This window comes from Desulfuromusa ferrireducens, from assembly GCF_055389805.1.
Genome location: NZ_AP042415.1, coordinates 2,227,504 through 2,242,647, shown reverse-complemented (window position 1 = coordinate 2,242,647; position 15,144 = coordinate 2,227,504). Strand labels below are relative to the sequence as shown.

Below are 15,144 nucleotides of genomic sequence, written 5' to 3'. Positions count from 1 at the left end.
TATCAGAACTTATAGCTGAGAGTTACGTAGCCAATGTTGGCTTCGTAATCCAGATCGGCATAGGCACCGGAGAAATAAGCGTTTCCACCGACAATATTCTCGTAATCATTGACCAAGACATCGTCGTACTCATACTTTTCGTAGGTATATCCGGTAGTAACAGACATATTCTCATTGATAGCGTATTTGGCTTTGAGTTCAACGGTTTGCTGCTCGTAGTCATCGTAGTCATCGATATCCTCAAGGGCAACCAGTGCGTCATCCACATTTTCCGAGAAGTCCGCTTCACCATCGTTATCCTGATAATCGAAGCCGGCACTGACATTCAGGCGCTCATTGAGAAACGGCACCTCTAGTTTGACACCAAAGGACCTGGTGACATCGGTCCGATCAAGGTACCAATTGAAGTCGTCATCATCCTGGTTACTTCCGTCCAGAATTTCAATCAGGTTATTTGGTCCGAAAGGATCACCATTTTCATCTTCACCATTCAAACGTGCCTGAACCTGACGTGATGAAATTTCTCTTTTTTCGTAATCGACATAGGCATACAGCTTGGCCGAATAGGGCAAATCAACACTTGCATCAAGAATAATGCCCTGGGTTGTCTCATCATGCCGGCCTAAAAGCGTCTTATCATAGTCCGCCGTGCTGTAGTTAAATTCCAACCCCAAGTCAACAGCATCGGTCGGACTCATATCGAGCATCAGACGAATTGTGTCTTCTGTCTTGTCTGCGGCATCAAATGGGCGAACATAAGCGTAAAAATCTGTACCGGTTTCTGCAGCATGAGCGACACCATCAAAATCGCTGGAACGATCTAGGTGCTCATAGCGAATCTTGGCAGTTGCCATATCGAAGGTCGAGTTTTTCCACTCGACAAAAACCGTGTGATCATCTGTCTCTTGCGCATCGCGACGCATTTCATTGGCACGATCAATTGTCAAGAAGTCATAACCAACCTTGACTCGGTTATCGCTGTTGATACGGTACCCACCAGCTAAGGTTGCGTGCTGTTTGCTGTACTCGAAAATATGGGTATCCTGCCCGTCATAATTAAATCGCGCAGCTTTGTTGTCCTTCTGCAGGAAACTATAGGAAAGCTCGGTAGTAAGTGCACTGATTGGACGCGACTTCAGGGTCACGGCGGCCTTGGTGTAGGTCAGCTCACCATCAAAAGTATCGGCCGTTGTTAAAACGGGATCACTTTCCAACTTCGCATGACTACCGCGAATGGCCAGAACCGAGTTCATCGGCAAGTCGCGCAGAACAAATTGTCCACCGATCTGCCACATTTCGTTGTCCGGTTCCATAGTGAACGTTTCGGTGACACCATTGGGACTGTACCAGTTTTCGATCAAACTATACTCGTTGTCAAATTCACTGATCGTGGCGTCCAGTTGAGCAAACATGGCTTTGGTCCGATAACCCAGTTTTGCTGTAACATCGGTGGTTTTAAAATCAACCGGCAAGGGTCCTTCATGTGGCCGCCGGTTCAGTTCGAAAGCAACGGGAATAATACCATCTTTCTCAGTTTGAGTAACAGCAACAGCAACAAAGAACGGAGTATCGAAAGTCAGCTCAATCTTAGCCCCAAGCTGCTGTCGCTCCACCGCAAAATCAATCGGAATCCAAGTGGTTGCATCGGTCGGGTCAACACCGGCCCCCTGAGTCAGAGTCGCCGTCCCGACACCGGCGTAAATGGTCCGATCGTCGAGACTATAATTATGGGTCAACTCGTCAAACAAAAGAGAGAACTTGGCCTTACCGAAAATGCCGCCCTTTAAGCTGAACATCTGGTCATCATAGCCCAAGTTTGCAGCTTCAGCGTTGAGGTAAATACTATCATTTACCCAAAAAAGCTTAAGATCTGATGTCAACTGACCATCAACATCCCGATATTCCGTGAATTTAGCACTTTTTTCTGTATTGTCACCGTCAACAAAACGCCCACCGAGGCTCACTTCACCCGACAAACCTGAAGCCAGTGCAGAAGATGCGGCAAGAGACAACGCAAAAAGAACAGTCAATAATTTTATAATTGGTTTCATTATCGCACCTCCTATTTAATGCGTAAATCGCATGCCGTTGGTTCCGCCCGCATTGCTGCCATGAATTTTGGGATGACAGTTAAGGCAGGCACGGCCGACGAAGGTCCGATTCGGAGTCCCTTGAGTAAAACCATCGGTGTTGTCATAGGCAGTACTCGGGTGCCTCGTCCAATCGTGACAGTTCTGGCAAAGGTTCGGTAATTTATCGGTCACCAACTTGTTATGGCGACTACCATGCGGCTCATGACAGGTGCCGCAGTTTTCTTCGACGGGAGGATGTTCCCAGATAAAAGGACCGCGTTTTTCAGCGTGACAGTTGTAGCAAAGCTGGTTGCGGCTGTCGGCACGCAGCATGCCATGCTCCATGGAACCGTGCGGGTTGTGGCAATCAGCGCAATTTACTTTACCTTCAACAATCGGGTGGTGCGATTGCTTATTGCTGTCACGGCGGACATCCTTGTGGCACTCAAAGCAGGTATCCGGTTGAGCTACTTTAGGTACTGCTGCAGCATGAGTGTTGTGGCAGTCGGCACAGGAGGTTTCGCCATTGTGCTGGCTGACATCCCAAAAAGCTAGTTCGGTTGAAGTGATGTGGCAGTTCAGACACTGGGCCGATTGAGCTTCGGCATTCTGAGCCGAACCCTTACCGAAAGAAACAATATCGGCTTTGCTGTTTGTGTCAGCGTGAACACTGCCTGGTCCGTGGCAGGACTCGCAACCGCTGTTACTGTACTTTCCACCGATCGACGCCCAGGCCTGGGCATGGATAGAGTCGGTATGACTCTGGAAAACATCCTCATGACAACCACTGCAGGTTTCAGAACCCACAAAGGTCGCCCCAGCGGCGAATGCCTGCCCCGCAAAAAGCAGAAATCCGGCTGTCAACACAGGCAACAACCATGTTTTCATTTTGTCCTCCAAAAAAAATTAGGTGTAATCTTCCGGCGGAACCCCTCCTAACCGGACACGATTATTCCCCGGCGGAAACCGCAAAGGGAAGCTATCGACAATCACTAACAAAAAATACTTATACCTAAGAATTGGCCAATTGCAATAAGCGTTAGCGGCTGCTAACTACCCTCATAAAGATACGGATCTGCGCATGGAATCATATGTGTCGGCTATTTAATTAGCCTGAACCTGCTCTTCGATTCGAAAACTGCTCTGCGATTTTATCTTGGCGGGGCCAATTGCTAATCTGCAAACCGGGGTTGCCCACGACGGCAATAAAAAACCCCCGATCCGGAGACCAGGGGCCTTTATGGCTGACAATGAGGGACGGTAAAAGCACCCTTTCAGAATCAGCGAAACATCTGTTTAGAAAACTTCCTTAAGCTGTTCGTGTCAGGGCCGGCACAAACAAACTATTGGTGAACCCGGTCTCTGTCCTGGGCCATGACTTTGTCTTGATCCATATCTTGGTCCATATCTCGATCGCGGGTCATATCTCCAGCCTGCTCACCAGCCTGAAGTTGCTTCATCTTCATTTTCTTTACCTGCTTCTTCTCCATAGTCTGTTCCATAGACATTTTGCCCTGCCCTGCCTGCTCACCACTACTTTTCCCTCCGCCGCCTTTGGCGGCCAGCACCTGCGAGCCAAGCAACAGTCCAAATGCCACTATCAATATAACGATTCCGTACCTTCTCATTTGTTCCTCCCTTTTAATATGGATGAGTTTTATTTTCCCAATACGTGAAACTGACCCTGTAGGGATAAGAACGCACTAGCCGATACACGGTTGACAAAAAATATTCGCAAAGCATCCAGCCTTACCACCCAATTCTCCAACGTAAACGCTAGGAATCACAACCTGATTGTTGACAATAACAATTAACAGGGGTAGATTATTGGCGCGCACCAATCCGGCTATGCTCATTTTAGACAGACATTGATTTGCTGCAATTTGCCTTGAAAGGAAAAATGATGGCCTGGTTAACAGACTTATCGATTACCAAAAAAATCTCTTTAAGCTTTCTCCTTCTGCTCCTGCTGGTCATTGCGTTTGGCACCTGGACCTTTCGCTTCAGCCAGAATGTTCATCAAAACAGCGAATTAATTCTGAATGAAAGCCAACCATTTTCCCAATTAGCACAACAGATGTCTCGCGATGTCATCCAGATTCAGCAATGGCTGACAGACATCTCCGCCACCAGAGCGCAGGACGGGCTGGATGATGGTTTCAGTGAAGCGCAGGCAAGCTACAATTCCTTTATTCAGGGATTGGATCGCTTCGAAGGGATGTACCGGCAGGAAGGGGATCGTGCCGGGCAGCAAGAAGTTGCGCAATTACGCACGCGCATCGAGGCTTATTACAGTGTCGGCAAACGGATGGCCAATGCCTATATTGCTGGCGGCCCTGCGGCGGGGAACGTTGAGATGGCCAACTTTGACCAAGCAGCGGCAGACCTGACCCAGGCCCTGGTCCCCTTTATTGAAGAACAAACCAACGAATTACGCACTGCCCTGACCGGGTTACAAACAATGGCTGGATCGTTGAAAAAAGGGGTCATCATTATCTGCCTGATGGTCAGCCTGATGGTGCTGGTTATCGGTTGGGCCTTAATCCGCGCGCTTGCCTCGCCACTAAAACAAACCGTTAGCATGATACAAGCCCTTGAGCAGGGCAACCTCGAGCAGCGCCTGAATATGAGTCGTATGGATGAAATCGGTGTCATGGCACAGACAATCGACAAGTTTGCCGATAACTTACGCGATGAAGTCCTGGCCGCATTCGAAAATATTGCGGCTGGAGATCTGACGTTCGAAGCCACCGGCGTCATTCGTCACCCGCTGGCCAAGGCCAACGCCGCTCTCAACGAGGTTATAGGCCAGATGCAAACAGCGGGAGAGCAGATTTCGGCTGGCAGTAGTCAGGTCTCAGATTCCAGCCAGTCGCTATCGCAAGGGGCAACTGAACAAGCCAGCAGCCTCGAAGAAATCTCTGCATCCCTCAACCAAATGTCTGCGCAGATGACAACCAATTCTGAAAACGCCAATCAGGCCAACACCCTGGCACGAGAGGTCAAAAGTTCGGCAGAAAAAGGCACCCAGCAGATGCACGCCATGGTTGAGGCGATGACCGAAATCAATGCATCGGGTCAGAGTATCGGCAAAATCATCAAGGCGATTGATGAGATTGCCTTCCAGACCAACCTTTTGGCTCTCAACGCTGCAGTTGAAGCTGCCCGTGCCGGTCAACATGGTAAAGGCTTCGCGGTAGTCGCCGAAGAGGTCCGCAACCTGGCTGCTCGCAGTGCCAAAGCGGCAGCGGAAACGGCAGCGTTGATCGAAGGTTCGGTCGAAAAGACCGCCAACGGTAACGCCATTGCCAACCAGACGGCAGAAGCCCTGCAGGAGATCGTCGATGGTGTCGGTAAAGTCACCGACCTGGTCAGTGAAATTGCTTCGGCAAATAATGAGCAGGCCCAGGGGATTGCGCAAATCAATCACGGCGTAACGCAAATCGATCAGGTGACGCAAACGAATACTGCCAACGCCGAAGAAAGTGCGGCGGCGGCAGAGGAGCTTTCCAGTCAGGCCGATCAAATGGAACAAATGCTTAAACGCTTTATCCTCAAAGAGGGTCCGTCAAGTCAGCGCCCAACAAATCATGATACCTCCAGGGTGCGGACCGGGATCGGCTGGACTCAAATGTAGTTAAAACCAGAAAATCCCCAACCAATCGGTTGGGGATTTTCTGGCTGCAAGTCCAACGTCGCCAAAGCTTCAGATGATAATCAGTCAACCACTCTTCCAGTAAGAGCCTCACCCCACCACGCGCTTCCCCTTCTAATAAAATTATAAAATATTTGTAAACCATTCCGCCTTCAGTCCGTTTAACTCAATGTGGGACAGGCCGTTCGTCACAACTAACGTACATATAAAACACCATAAAACCGACCAACTAGTCGTTACTATTAGGGGTGGTGACTGACAGATCAAAAATACGCCACCAATAAAAGGAGAGAAAATAAGACTGCAAAGCATGTCATACGAAAGAAGGAGTTACCCACAGGTTCAAATCTAAAAATCGAAGGTATGAGCACAACACAAACCAATCTAAACGGAGGTACTAAAATGTTAAGAAATGTAACGTGTGGTCTGGCAATTTTACTCGTGCTGTCTTTGGGTGTCGGTTTTGCTTTTGCGGGCGAGAACGGCGAAGGCACCGGTGATCGAATCAGGGACAAACTCGAAGACTGTAAAAATAACCCTGAAGATGATGCGGCCTACCTGCTTTTGGCAGGCGACAACGGTAACGGCTCAGGTGATCGGGATCGAAAAAAAGACGGTACCTGCGAGAGCTACGTGGCAGAAGATACTGCCAATTTTCTCCTTGCCGGTGAAGAAAAAGGCAAAGGCACTGGTGACCGGATCAAAACACAAATCAAGGCCTGTTAACGCTCAAAGAATCGAGCCGGAAGACATTGATATAAATTTTCGCGACTTGATCTGACGGGGACCAGCATTCGGCAACTGTCAGATCAAGTCGAAATCGATAAAAGCTGAGCACGAGAAGCTAGCGAAGCGACTCCGCGACAATCTCGGCAATATCCTTCACTTGGACTTTCACGCTTCCCTCATCATTCAAGCCATCCTGCATCATGGTCATACAGTAAGGGCAGGAAACGCAGAGGGTATCCGGCTCGTGGGTCAACGCTTCTTTAACCCGCGTGCGATTGATCCGCTCGCCGGTCAACTCCTCCAGCCACATCCGCCCGCCGCCGGCACCGCAACAGAAACCACTCTCGCGGCTACGCTCGAACTCAGCGGGGGCATTGCCGGTGGCGCTTTTCAGCACTTCGCGCGGAGCGGCGTAGGTGTCGTTGTGGCGTCCCAGGTAACAGGAATCATGAAACAGCAGCTTGCCCTGATCGACCTGTGGCAGCTTCAGTTTTCCCTCTTTGAGTAATTCATTGATCAGTTCACTGTGATGCAGGACTTCGATCTCCAGCCCATACTGCCGGTAGTCGTTCTTCAAGGTGCTGAAACAGTGCGGGCAGGCGGTAACGATCTTCTTCACGCCCTTCTCCTTGAACAGTGCAACGTTCTCTCTGGCCATCTTATCGAAGACGTACTCATTGCCGAGCCGCCGCAGGCTGTCGCCGCAGCACAGTTCCTCCTTGCCGAGCATCCCCCAGCTGACTCCGGCAGCATCCAGGATGGTCGCTAAGGCGACGGAGACGTGTTTGGCGCGGTTATCGAAGCTGCCGGCACAGCCGACAAAGAACAGTACCTCGCTTTTGCCTGACTCAAAAGGTCGCTCTCCAAGCTGGTTGCTCCACTTGGTCCGCTCGGACGGGGCAATCCCCCAGGGGTTGCTGCGCTGTTCCATGTTCTCGAACAGGTTGAGTAGCTCTTCCGGGAACTCAGCTTTTTCCTGCACCAGATGGCGGCGCATTTTGACGATCTTCGGCATCTGTTCGATCAGCACCGGGCAGACGCTGACACAGGAGCCACAGGTCGTGCAATCCCACAGCGCCGCCGTGCAACTGGTTCCCTCCCCCTGCTCCGCTGCGATCAGCGGCAGAATATCCACCTGCCCGCCCTGCAAAGCGGGACCGTTTTTCAGCAGATTAACCTTGATGTCATGCACAATGCGCCGCGGGTTCAGCGATTTACCGGTATTATGCGCCGGGCACAAATCCTGACAGCGGCCACACTCGGTACAGGTCATGCTGTCGAGCAGATCCTTCCAGGAAAACTGCGCCACGGAACTGACGCCAAAGCGCTTGCCCTTGGCAAACTCTTCCCGCGGCTGGGTATTCGGTTTTTCCAGGCTGGACAGATAGGTATTGGGGATGGCGGTCAGAATATGCATGTGCTTGCTGCGCGGCAACAGGTTCATAAAAACCAGCAGGACCACGGCATGCAACCACCAGGAGGTCAGCGCCAGAGTTTCGAGTGCGGAAACGGAAAAGCCGGCCAGGAGCTTCCCAAGCAGAGCCGAGACCGGCCGCGCGGCATGGTCGGCGCCGAGGGCAATCTGCGCCCCATGCAGCAAAAAGAAAGCAATCATCAGCGTGGCGATCATCCCCAGAATCAGCAACGCTTCGCCGCTACGAGGAGACGTGTAGTCGTTGCCCAGGTAGTCGGGAGCAAACAACAGCCGGCGGGAAAAAGCAACGACGACACAGACCAGGGTGAGCAGCGACACGGCATCAAAAATAAACGCCAGAGCATGATGCAAAAAAACCGGTAACAGCGCCAAAGAGACCGAGGGGAACAATCCCTCCAGCAGAAACTCGGCGTTGGCCAGCACCAGCAGTAAAAAGGCCCAGAACAACAGCGAGTGGTTGACGCCAAAGGGGCGCTGGACGACCCGCTTCTGCGCGAAGGCATAGCTGAGCATGCGCATAAAACGGCTCCCGGGACGGTCGCTGCGCTGCTCGGCAGCCCCCAGGGAGATTAATTGCAGACGCTGGTAGCAACTGAAACAGAAGCACAGCAGCGAAACAGCTAACAGAGGGATATATATCGTTTGATTGATCGACATGACGTATCTCATTACTCCTGGATAAAAGACTTTAGCGCCAACAACGTTTAAGCGGCGTGGTCACCTTGGCGTTGCTCTTTCAGCGCGCGGATTCCCTGGGTCAGTGCCGGGACCACCTCAAACAGGTCACCGACAATACCGTAGGTGGCAACTTGAAAGATTGACGCCTCTGGATCGCGGTTGATGGCGATAATCACGTCCGAGTCCTGCATGCCGACCATGTGCTGGATGGCACCGGAAATGCCGCAGGCGATATAAATCATCGGCCGCACCGTCTTACCAGTCTGACCGACCTGACGGCTTTGCGCCTTCCAGCCGGCATCGACCGCACTTCTCGAAGCGCCGACCACTCCGCCGAGCTCATCGGCCAACTCCTGCAAAATGGAAAAGTTCTCCTTTCCCATCATGCCGCGACCACCCGAGACAATGATCTCGGCCCCGGCAATATCGACCTGGTCTTTGCCGCCCTGGTCAGTGAGCACCTTAAGAACCTTGACCAGAATGCTCTCTTCGTTCGGCGCAAAAGATTCCCGCGTGACCTTGCCGCTACGACCAGCAATATACTCAGGGACCGACATCACCTGCGGTCTGACGGTCGACATCTGCGGCCGGAACTTATCGCACATAATCGTTGCCATGATGTTGCCGCCAAAGGCCGGCCGCGTTTGCGCCAGGTTGCCGTGGCTGTCGATGGCCAGACCAGTGCAGTCGGCGGTCAGACCAGTTCCAACCACGGTGGCCACTGAGCCGGCCAGATCCCGACCCTGCCCGGTGGCGCCCATCAGGATGATTTCCGGCTTGTGTTTGTCGATCAGGAAACAGAGCGCGTCGGTAAACGGCTCGGTGCGATAATCGGCGTAGACGGCGGCATCCAGCATGATCGCCGCATCGGCGCCATACGCGTAGGTTTCACTACGGATTGACTCAATGTCGTGGCCAATAATCACCGCCGACAGTTCAACGCCGAGGGTATCGGCCAGTTGCCGGCCACTGCCGAGCAGTTCCCAGGAGACCTTGGCCACAGCACCGCCATACTGCTCGATAAACACCCAGACGCCTTTATACCTGGCGAGTTTTTTACGCAACGCCAGGACTTCTGGGTCCAGCTCTGCGGCGCCATTGCTCTGCGCCTCCCAGAGTTTCAGCTGCTCCAGCTGCTCCGGGGTATAAAACATCTCCAGCGCCCCTACCGCACAAACCTTGACGCATTTGTCGCAGCCGATACATTTTTCTTCAACGATCGACAGCAGTTCACCGGCGTCGTTCATGATGATGCCATCCACCGGACAGGCGCTGACGCAGCGCTCGCCGCAGGCAACACATTTACCTTCAATACAACGAGCCACGCCCCGTGGCTTTTTGATTTTCTTCTCTTGCATAGCATTAAATTCCCGACAGAGTTGCTGCTTCAGGCAGAGCCTGAATGCAGTGAGGTTCCTGACGACCCATGACAGGGGTCATGCCCTCCATCCGTTTTGCCCAAACGGATGGAGGGCTAAACCGCCAGAAGATCCTTGGATAATAGTTTGTCGATCAACAGTTGCGCGGTCGCTTGCGGATCGTTGATGCCATCGCCGATGATCTCGCCCTGATCACGCTGCGGGGAAAAGATCTTGCTAACCCAGGTCGGTGAGCCCTTGAGGCCGATGGTTTCGACATCGAGTTGCAGGACACTGTTGTCCCAGGTGGTGACCTCACGCTCTTCGGCCGCCAAGCGCATCGGCACGGTCGGGTAACGCGGTTGATTGATCTCCCGCACCACGGTGATCATCACCGGCAGCGGCGCTTCGACGATCTCGTAACGCCCTTCCAGCTTGCGCCGCACGCGGATGGTTTTACGCTCCAGGTCAAGCTGCTCGATACGATCGACCAGGGTCAGCTGATGCAGGCCCAGCCGCGAGGCAATGCCGGGGCCGACCTGGGCGGTATCGCCATCAATGGTCTGTTTGCCGCAAAAAACAATCGCCAGCTCGTCATCCTGCGCGAGGCGGTCGATGGCGGCCGAAAGCACACAACTGGTCGCCAGCGTATCGGCGCCGCCGAAACAGCGGTCCGAAAGCAAAATGGCGTCATCAACCCCGAGGGCGCAGGCCTTGCGCAAGGTCGCCTCGGCATTGGGTGGCCCCATCGACAACGCAACACTGCGCACCGCGTAATGATCGCGCAGCCGCAAGCTCTCTTCGAGGGCGTGGGTATCATAGGGGTTCATGATAAACGGGATACCGTCCCGGATCAGCGTGTTGGTCACCGGGTCGATCTGCACCTGGGTGGTATCCGGAACCTGTTTGATACAAGAAACAACCAGCATGAAATAAATTCCCCTTCGAAAAAAAAGAAAAGCCCTAAATCTGGGAAAGCACACACATGAATGCCTAATTTTAAGGCAAGCATAAACACTTTAAGATAATTTCCACCAGACAATACCTAAAACCATCGCTTAACGGCAAGGTATTTGCTCTACAATGAACGTAAATTGGGTAAAAACAAATAAATTTGCATATATTTTAAGCACTCCTGAGAGCAAAAAATAAAAACTCCTTCATTCACCAACATACTGACACCGCTTAACTTTCTCCCGCTTAATAAGTCACCCCCAGCATAAACATTGAAATATCAGGCAAAAATCAGAATGAATGACCCACCCGGACACCGATCAGCAACTGATCGCGTCGGCCCTACTAATTACTGTTCAGACCCGCCGGGATGGAGCAGAGGTGCAAAGGCCATTCGCTTGTTAAAAAACTGGCGAGAGCAGGGAATGATCAAATAAACGACAGACAAAAGACGAACAACCGTATCGACCATGCGATAACAGCCCCTGGCGAGCAATAAGGTTGACGGTCTGCCGATGCCAGAAGGTTCTGCTACCCGATTAGCGACAGAGGAAAATGAAGTTGACAATCCTTGGCTATTTGGCAATAATGCCAAATAGCCAAGGAGATAAAAGCATGTATCAAGAGCGAAAAAACCATCTCAATGCCCGCGCCAACGTACTTAAAGCGTTGGCCCATCCAACCCGCCTGTTCATTATCGAAGAATTAGAGCAGGAAGAACGCTGCGTCTGCGATCTGACCGAACTGATCGGCGCCGATGTTTCGACGGTCTCCAAACACCTGTCGGTACTCAAACAGGCCGGAATCGTTATAGATGATAAACGCGACAACCAGGTTTTCTACCAATTGCGCGTCCCCTGTATTCTCAATTTTTTCGGCTGCATTGAATCGGTGCTCGAAAACCAGGCCCGTGAACAATCCGCCCTGCTTACGATTGCCAACAAGTAAACTGACTTCGACCTACGAGGCCGATTCACCAAAAGGATTTGAGATGAATTGGAAAACTGAATGGAAACCGCTCTTCTGGATTGTGGTTGTTTTTATCGGCTGCTTCTTTCTGCCGGTGGAAATGCCACGCGTGCAAAATGCCATGCTCGAATCCCTCTATCTGGTCAAGTGGTACGCCCGCGAGCATGTGCTGCTCTGCCTGGTGCCGGCCTTCTTTATCGCCGGAGCCGTTGCCGTTTTCGTCAGCCAGACGACGGTGATGAAATATCTCGGTCCGCAGGCCAATAAACTGATTGCCTACGGCGTCGCTTCGGTTTCCGGGACGATTCTCGCTGTCTGCTCCTGCACCATCCTGCCGCTGTTTGCCGGTATCTACCGAATGGGCGCAGGGCTCGGCCCGGCCTGTGCTTTTCTCTATTCGGGACCGGCGATCAATATCCTCGCCATTATCCTGACCGCACGCATCCTTGGCCCGGAGATGGGCATTGCCAGGGCGCTCGGCGCTATTATCTTTGCCGTGGTCATTGGCTTGCTGATGCATTTTTTCTTCCGCCACGAAGAAGCGGACAAAGCCGCTGCGGCACCGCTGATGACTGCCGACGAGGAAAGTCGGCCGCTCTGGCAGACGGCGCTCTATTTTGCCGCGATGGTCGGCATCCTGGTGTTTGCCAACTGGGGCAAAACCGACCAAGCGACTGGCCTCTGGCACAGTCTCTACATCGCAAAATGGTGGATCACCAGCGGCTTTTCTATTGCTCTGGGATTGATGCTCGCCAGCTGGTTCAATTTAGGTATCGTCCGCATCCTGCTGGCGGCGCTTCCTGCCCTGCTGATGGCGATCATTCAACCACAGCACCCGGAACTCGCTTTCACCTTCGGCGTGATCGGCCTATCCGTCCTCAGTAATTTAAAAAGTACGCGCGACGCTGAAATGGGCCAGTGGTTCGAGGAAAGCTGGGACTTCGCGAAAAAAATTCTACCGCTGCTGCTGCTCGGAGTGTTGATCGCCGGCGTGCTGCTCGGCCGCCCCGGACAGGAAGGTTTGATCCCTTCAGGCTGGGTCACCTCCCTGGTCGGCGGCAACTCCCTGTCCGCCAACCTGTTTGCCTCGGTGTTTGGTGCTTTTATGTATTTTGCCACCCTCACCGAAGTACCGATTCTACAGGGGTTGCTCGGCGCTGGCATGGGCAAAGGCCCGGCCTTAGCGCTGCTGCTGGCCGGTCCGGCCCTGTCACTACCAAACATGCTGGTCATCCGCAGTGTCATGGGTACTAAAAAAACCGCCGTTTTCGTCCTGCTGGTGGTGGTTATGGCGACCATCAGCGGTTTACTGTACGGAACATTTTTCTAACCGGAAAGGAAGTCAAACAATGAAAAAAATTCAAATTCTCGGCACCGGCTGTGCTAAATGTGAGAAACTGGCCGCCAACACCAAACAGGCAGCGGAGAGCCTGGGCCTTGAGTACGAAATGGAAAAAGTCACCGAACTGAATCAGATTATGGGGTTCGGCGTCATGACCACCCCGGCATTGGCAGTCGATGGTCAAGTACTGTTAACCGGCAAGGTGCCGAGTCCGGCCGAGCTGGAAAAACTTTTAGGAAAAATATGATGCAGAAAATAGCCGCAAAACTATTCAGCCTGATGTTTATCACTCTGTTGCTGGCGTCCTCGGTCAGTGCCGCACAACTGCCGAAGCTGATCGACCTGGGAGCGGACAAATGCATCCCCTGCATCCAAATGGCACCGATCCTGGATGAACTGAAAGAGGACTATGCCGGCCGCATGGAGGTCAAGTTTATCGATGTCTGGAAGCACCGGGAAGAAGCGGCCGAATACGGCGTGCGGATGATTCCGACGCAGATCTTTTATGGCGCTGACGGCAAGGAACTTTACCGCCATCAGGGTTTTATCGGTCGTGAGGATATTCTCGCCCAGTGGCAAAAACTCGGTTATAGCTTTGCGGCGCAATAGGGGCTGATCCGTGGAGCAACTGTTCATCAGCCTCAGTCATGGCGTCAGTGGATCACCACTGATTGCTCTGAGTGCCGCCGCCGGTTGGGGGATTCTGAGTATCCTGCTCTCACCCTGCCACCTGGCGAGCCTGCCGCTGATCGTCGGCTTTATCGATGGTCAAACGCAGATGACCACGCGGCGCGCCTTTATCATCGCCAACCTGTTTGCCGTCGGCATCCTGGTTTCCATCGCCCTGATCGGTGTCGTCACCGCTGCCGCCGGGCGGATGCTGGGTGATGTCGGCGTCGGGGGAAACTGGCTGGTCGCCGCTATCTTTATCGTCGTCGGTCTGCATCTCTGGGGGCTGATCCCCACCCCCTGGTCGGCCCCCGGTCAAGTCGGCATGGCCCGCAAGGGGATGTTCGCCGCTTTTCTGCTTGGGCTGATCTTCGGTATCGCGCTTGGCCCCTGCACCTTTGCCTTTATGGCACCGGTGCTCGGCGTGGCGTTTACCGCAGCGACCGACAACCTGCCCTACGCCGTCGCGCTGCTGCTTGCCTACGGTTTCGGCCACTGTGCAGTGATTGTCTTTGCCGGAACCTTTGCCGAGCAAGTGCAACAATATCTCAACTGGAATGAACGCTCTAAAGGCACCCTCTGGATTAAACGGATCTGCGGACTGCTGGTCATCGCCGGTGGCATCTGGCTGATCTATACCGCCCCCTAATCAGCAACCCTTGAGAAGTTAACAACAGATAGGAAATCCCTGTGAAAAACCTTATTCTTGCCGTAACCCTGCTGATTTTCCTGCCGACGCTGGGGCTTGCCAGCGACAAAGTTTTTGAATCTTACGTGGCCAATTTTGACTACGACGCACGCATCGAGATGAAGACCAGCAGCAAGCAATTAATTGATCTGCTTGAGGACGGCAAAGCGGTGCTGGTTGATATCCGCTTCAAAGAAGAACAGCAGTCCTGGGGTCCGAGCTTCGCCCTGCAGATTCCACTCAATGAGCTCCCCGAGCGGCTAGGCGAATTACCGAAAGACAAGATCATCGTTACCGCCTGCCCGCACAAAGACCGGGCGATCATCGCCATGAGCTATCTTCGCTCGAAGGGCATTGCAGCCCGCTACCTGAAAGATGGTCTGATCGGACTGGCAGAAAATTTGCGCGGTGACAATGCGCTCTATTTCCAGAAAAGGCTCAATGAGCAATAATAGCGAGACAAGGCTTTCATCTGGCACGACAACGAAATGGGTTACGCTAATCGGATGATGGAACTGTGCAAAAAGGTGGCTCGCAGTTTGTAATTTAACATCCCCCTCTGCTTCCGCCGCAGTGGAGCAGAGGATTCGGGAGA

At 52.8% G+C, this 15,144-nt stretch carries 14 protein-coding genes; 8 read left to right on the top strand and 6 right to left on the bottom strand.

Features of this window, described 5'->3' with window-relative positions; all coding sequences use genetic code 11:
• Positions 1-2: 2 nt before the first annotated feature.
• The 3 genes from ACZ5PT_RS10195 to ACZ5PT_RS10185 form a co-directional block, all read right to left on the bottom strand.
• Positions 3-2,051, bottom strand: coding sequence for an MtrB/PioB family outer membrane beta-barrel protein (locus ACZ5PT_RS10195; protein WP_464262929.1), 2,049 nt, complete (start codon positions 2,049-2,051; stop codon positions 3-5).
• A 15-nt stretch (positions 2,052-2,066) separates the two neighbouring features.
• On the bottom strand, positions 2,067-2,960 hold the full coding sequence (locus ACZ5PT_RS10190) for a DmsE family decaheme c-type cytochrome (protein WP_464262928.1): 894 nt from the start codon (positions 2,958-2,960) through the stop codon (positions 2,067-2,069).
• A gap of 455 nt (positions 2,961-3,415) precedes the next feature.
• Positions 3,416-3,700, bottom strand: a complete 285-nt coding sequence (locus ACZ5PT_RS10185; protein WP_464262927.1) for a hypothetical protein — start codon at positions 3,698-3,700, stop codon at positions 3,416-3,418.
• A gap of 275 nt (positions 3,701-3,975) precedes the next feature.
• Here ACZ5PT_RS10185 and ACZ5PT_RS10180 point away from each other — a divergent pair, with 275 nt between their 5' ends.
• Positions 3,976-5,709, top strand: coding sequence for a methyl-accepting chemotaxis protein (locus tag ACZ5PT_RS10180; protein ID WP_464262926.1), 1,734 nt, complete (start codon positions 3,976-3,978; stop codon positions 5,707-5,709).
• A 420-nt stretch (positions 5,710-6,129) separates the two neighbouring features.
• Complete coding sequence (locus ACZ5PT_RS10175) at positions 6,130-6,453, top strand: hypothetical protein (RefSeq protein WP_464262925.1); 324 nt, start codon at positions 6,130-6,132, stop codon at positions 6,451-6,453.
• A 118-nt stretch (positions 6,454-6,571) separates the two neighbouring features.
• Here the strand turns inward: ACZ5PT_RS10175 and ACZ5PT_RS10170 are convergent, their stop codons facing one another.
• The 3 genes from ACZ5PT_RS10170 to ACZ5PT_RS10160 form a co-directional block, all read right to left on the bottom strand.
• Positions 6,572-8,548 carry a (Fe-S)-binding protein gene (locus tag ACZ5PT_RS10170; protein ID WP_464262924.1) on the bottom strand — a complete coding sequence of 659 codons (1,977 nt, stop codon included), beginning with the start codon at positions 8,546-8,548 and terminating at the stop codon, positions 6,572-6,574.
• A gap of 47 nt (positions 8,549-8,595) precedes the next feature.
• Positions 8,596-9,927 (bottom strand): FAD-binding protein, encoded by a 1,332-nt coding sequence (locus ACZ5PT_RS10165; protein WP_464262923.1) that lies wholly within the window; start codon positions 9,925-9,927, stop codon positions 8,596-8,598.
• Between the two features lie 116 nt (positions 9,928-10,043).
• Positions 10,044-10,856, bottom strand: coding sequence for an electron transfer flavoprotein subunit beta/FixA family protein (locus ACZ5PT_RS10160; protein ID WP_464262922.1), 813 nt, complete (start codon positions 10,854-10,856; stop codon positions 10,044-10,046).
• Positions 10,857-11,496: 640 nt separating this feature from the next.
• Here ACZ5PT_RS10160 and ACZ5PT_RS10155 point away from each other — a divergent pair.
• From ACZ5PT_RS10155 to ACZ5PT_RS10130, 6 genes are read left to right on the top strand one after another with little or no spacing between them, the layout of a single operon-like run.
• Positions 11,497-11,829: an ArsR/SmtB family transcription factor gene (locus ACZ5PT_RS10155; RefSeq protein WP_464262921.1), complete on the top strand. Its 333-nt coding sequence runs from the start codon at positions 11,497-11,499 to the stop codon at positions 11,827-11,829.
• A 43-nt stretch (positions 11,830-11,872) separates the two neighbouring features.
• Complete coding sequence (locus ACZ5PT_RS10150) at positions 11,873-13,180, top strand: permease (protein WP_464262920.1); 1,308 nt, start codon at positions 11,873-11,875, stop codon at positions 13,178-13,180.
• Between the two features lie 19 nt (positions 13,181-13,199).
• A complete protein-coding gene (locus ACZ5PT_RS10145) occupies positions 13,200-13,439 on the top strand; it encodes a thioredoxin family protein (RefSeq protein WP_464262919.1) in 240 nt (79 codons plus the stop codon).
• Positions 13,439-13,801 (top strand): thioredoxin family protein, encoded by a 363-nt coding sequence (locus ACZ5PT_RS10140; RefSeq protein WP_464262918.1) that lies wholly within the window; start codon positions 13,439-13,441, stop codon positions 13,799-13,801. The genes ACZ5PT_RS10145 and ACZ5PT_RS10140 overlap by 1 nt, the downstream gene beginning before the upstream one ends.
• A gap of 10 nt (positions 13,802-13,811) precedes the next feature.
• The gene (locus ACZ5PT_RS10135) at positions 13,812-14,510 is read left to right on the top strand and encodes a cytochrome c biogenesis CcdA family protein (RefSeq protein WP_464262917.1); all 699 of its coding nucleotides are present in this window, start codon (positions 13,812-13,814) and stop codon (positions 14,508-14,510) included.
• Between the two features lie 41 nt (positions 14,511-14,551).
• Positions 14,552-15,001 (top strand): rhodanese-like domain-containing protein, encoded by a 450-nt coding sequence (locus tag ACZ5PT_RS10130; RefSeq protein ID WP_464262916.1) that lies wholly within the window; start codon positions 14,552-14,554, stop codon positions 14,999-15,001.
• The last annotated feature ends 143 nt before the right edge of the window (positions 15,002-15,144 follow it).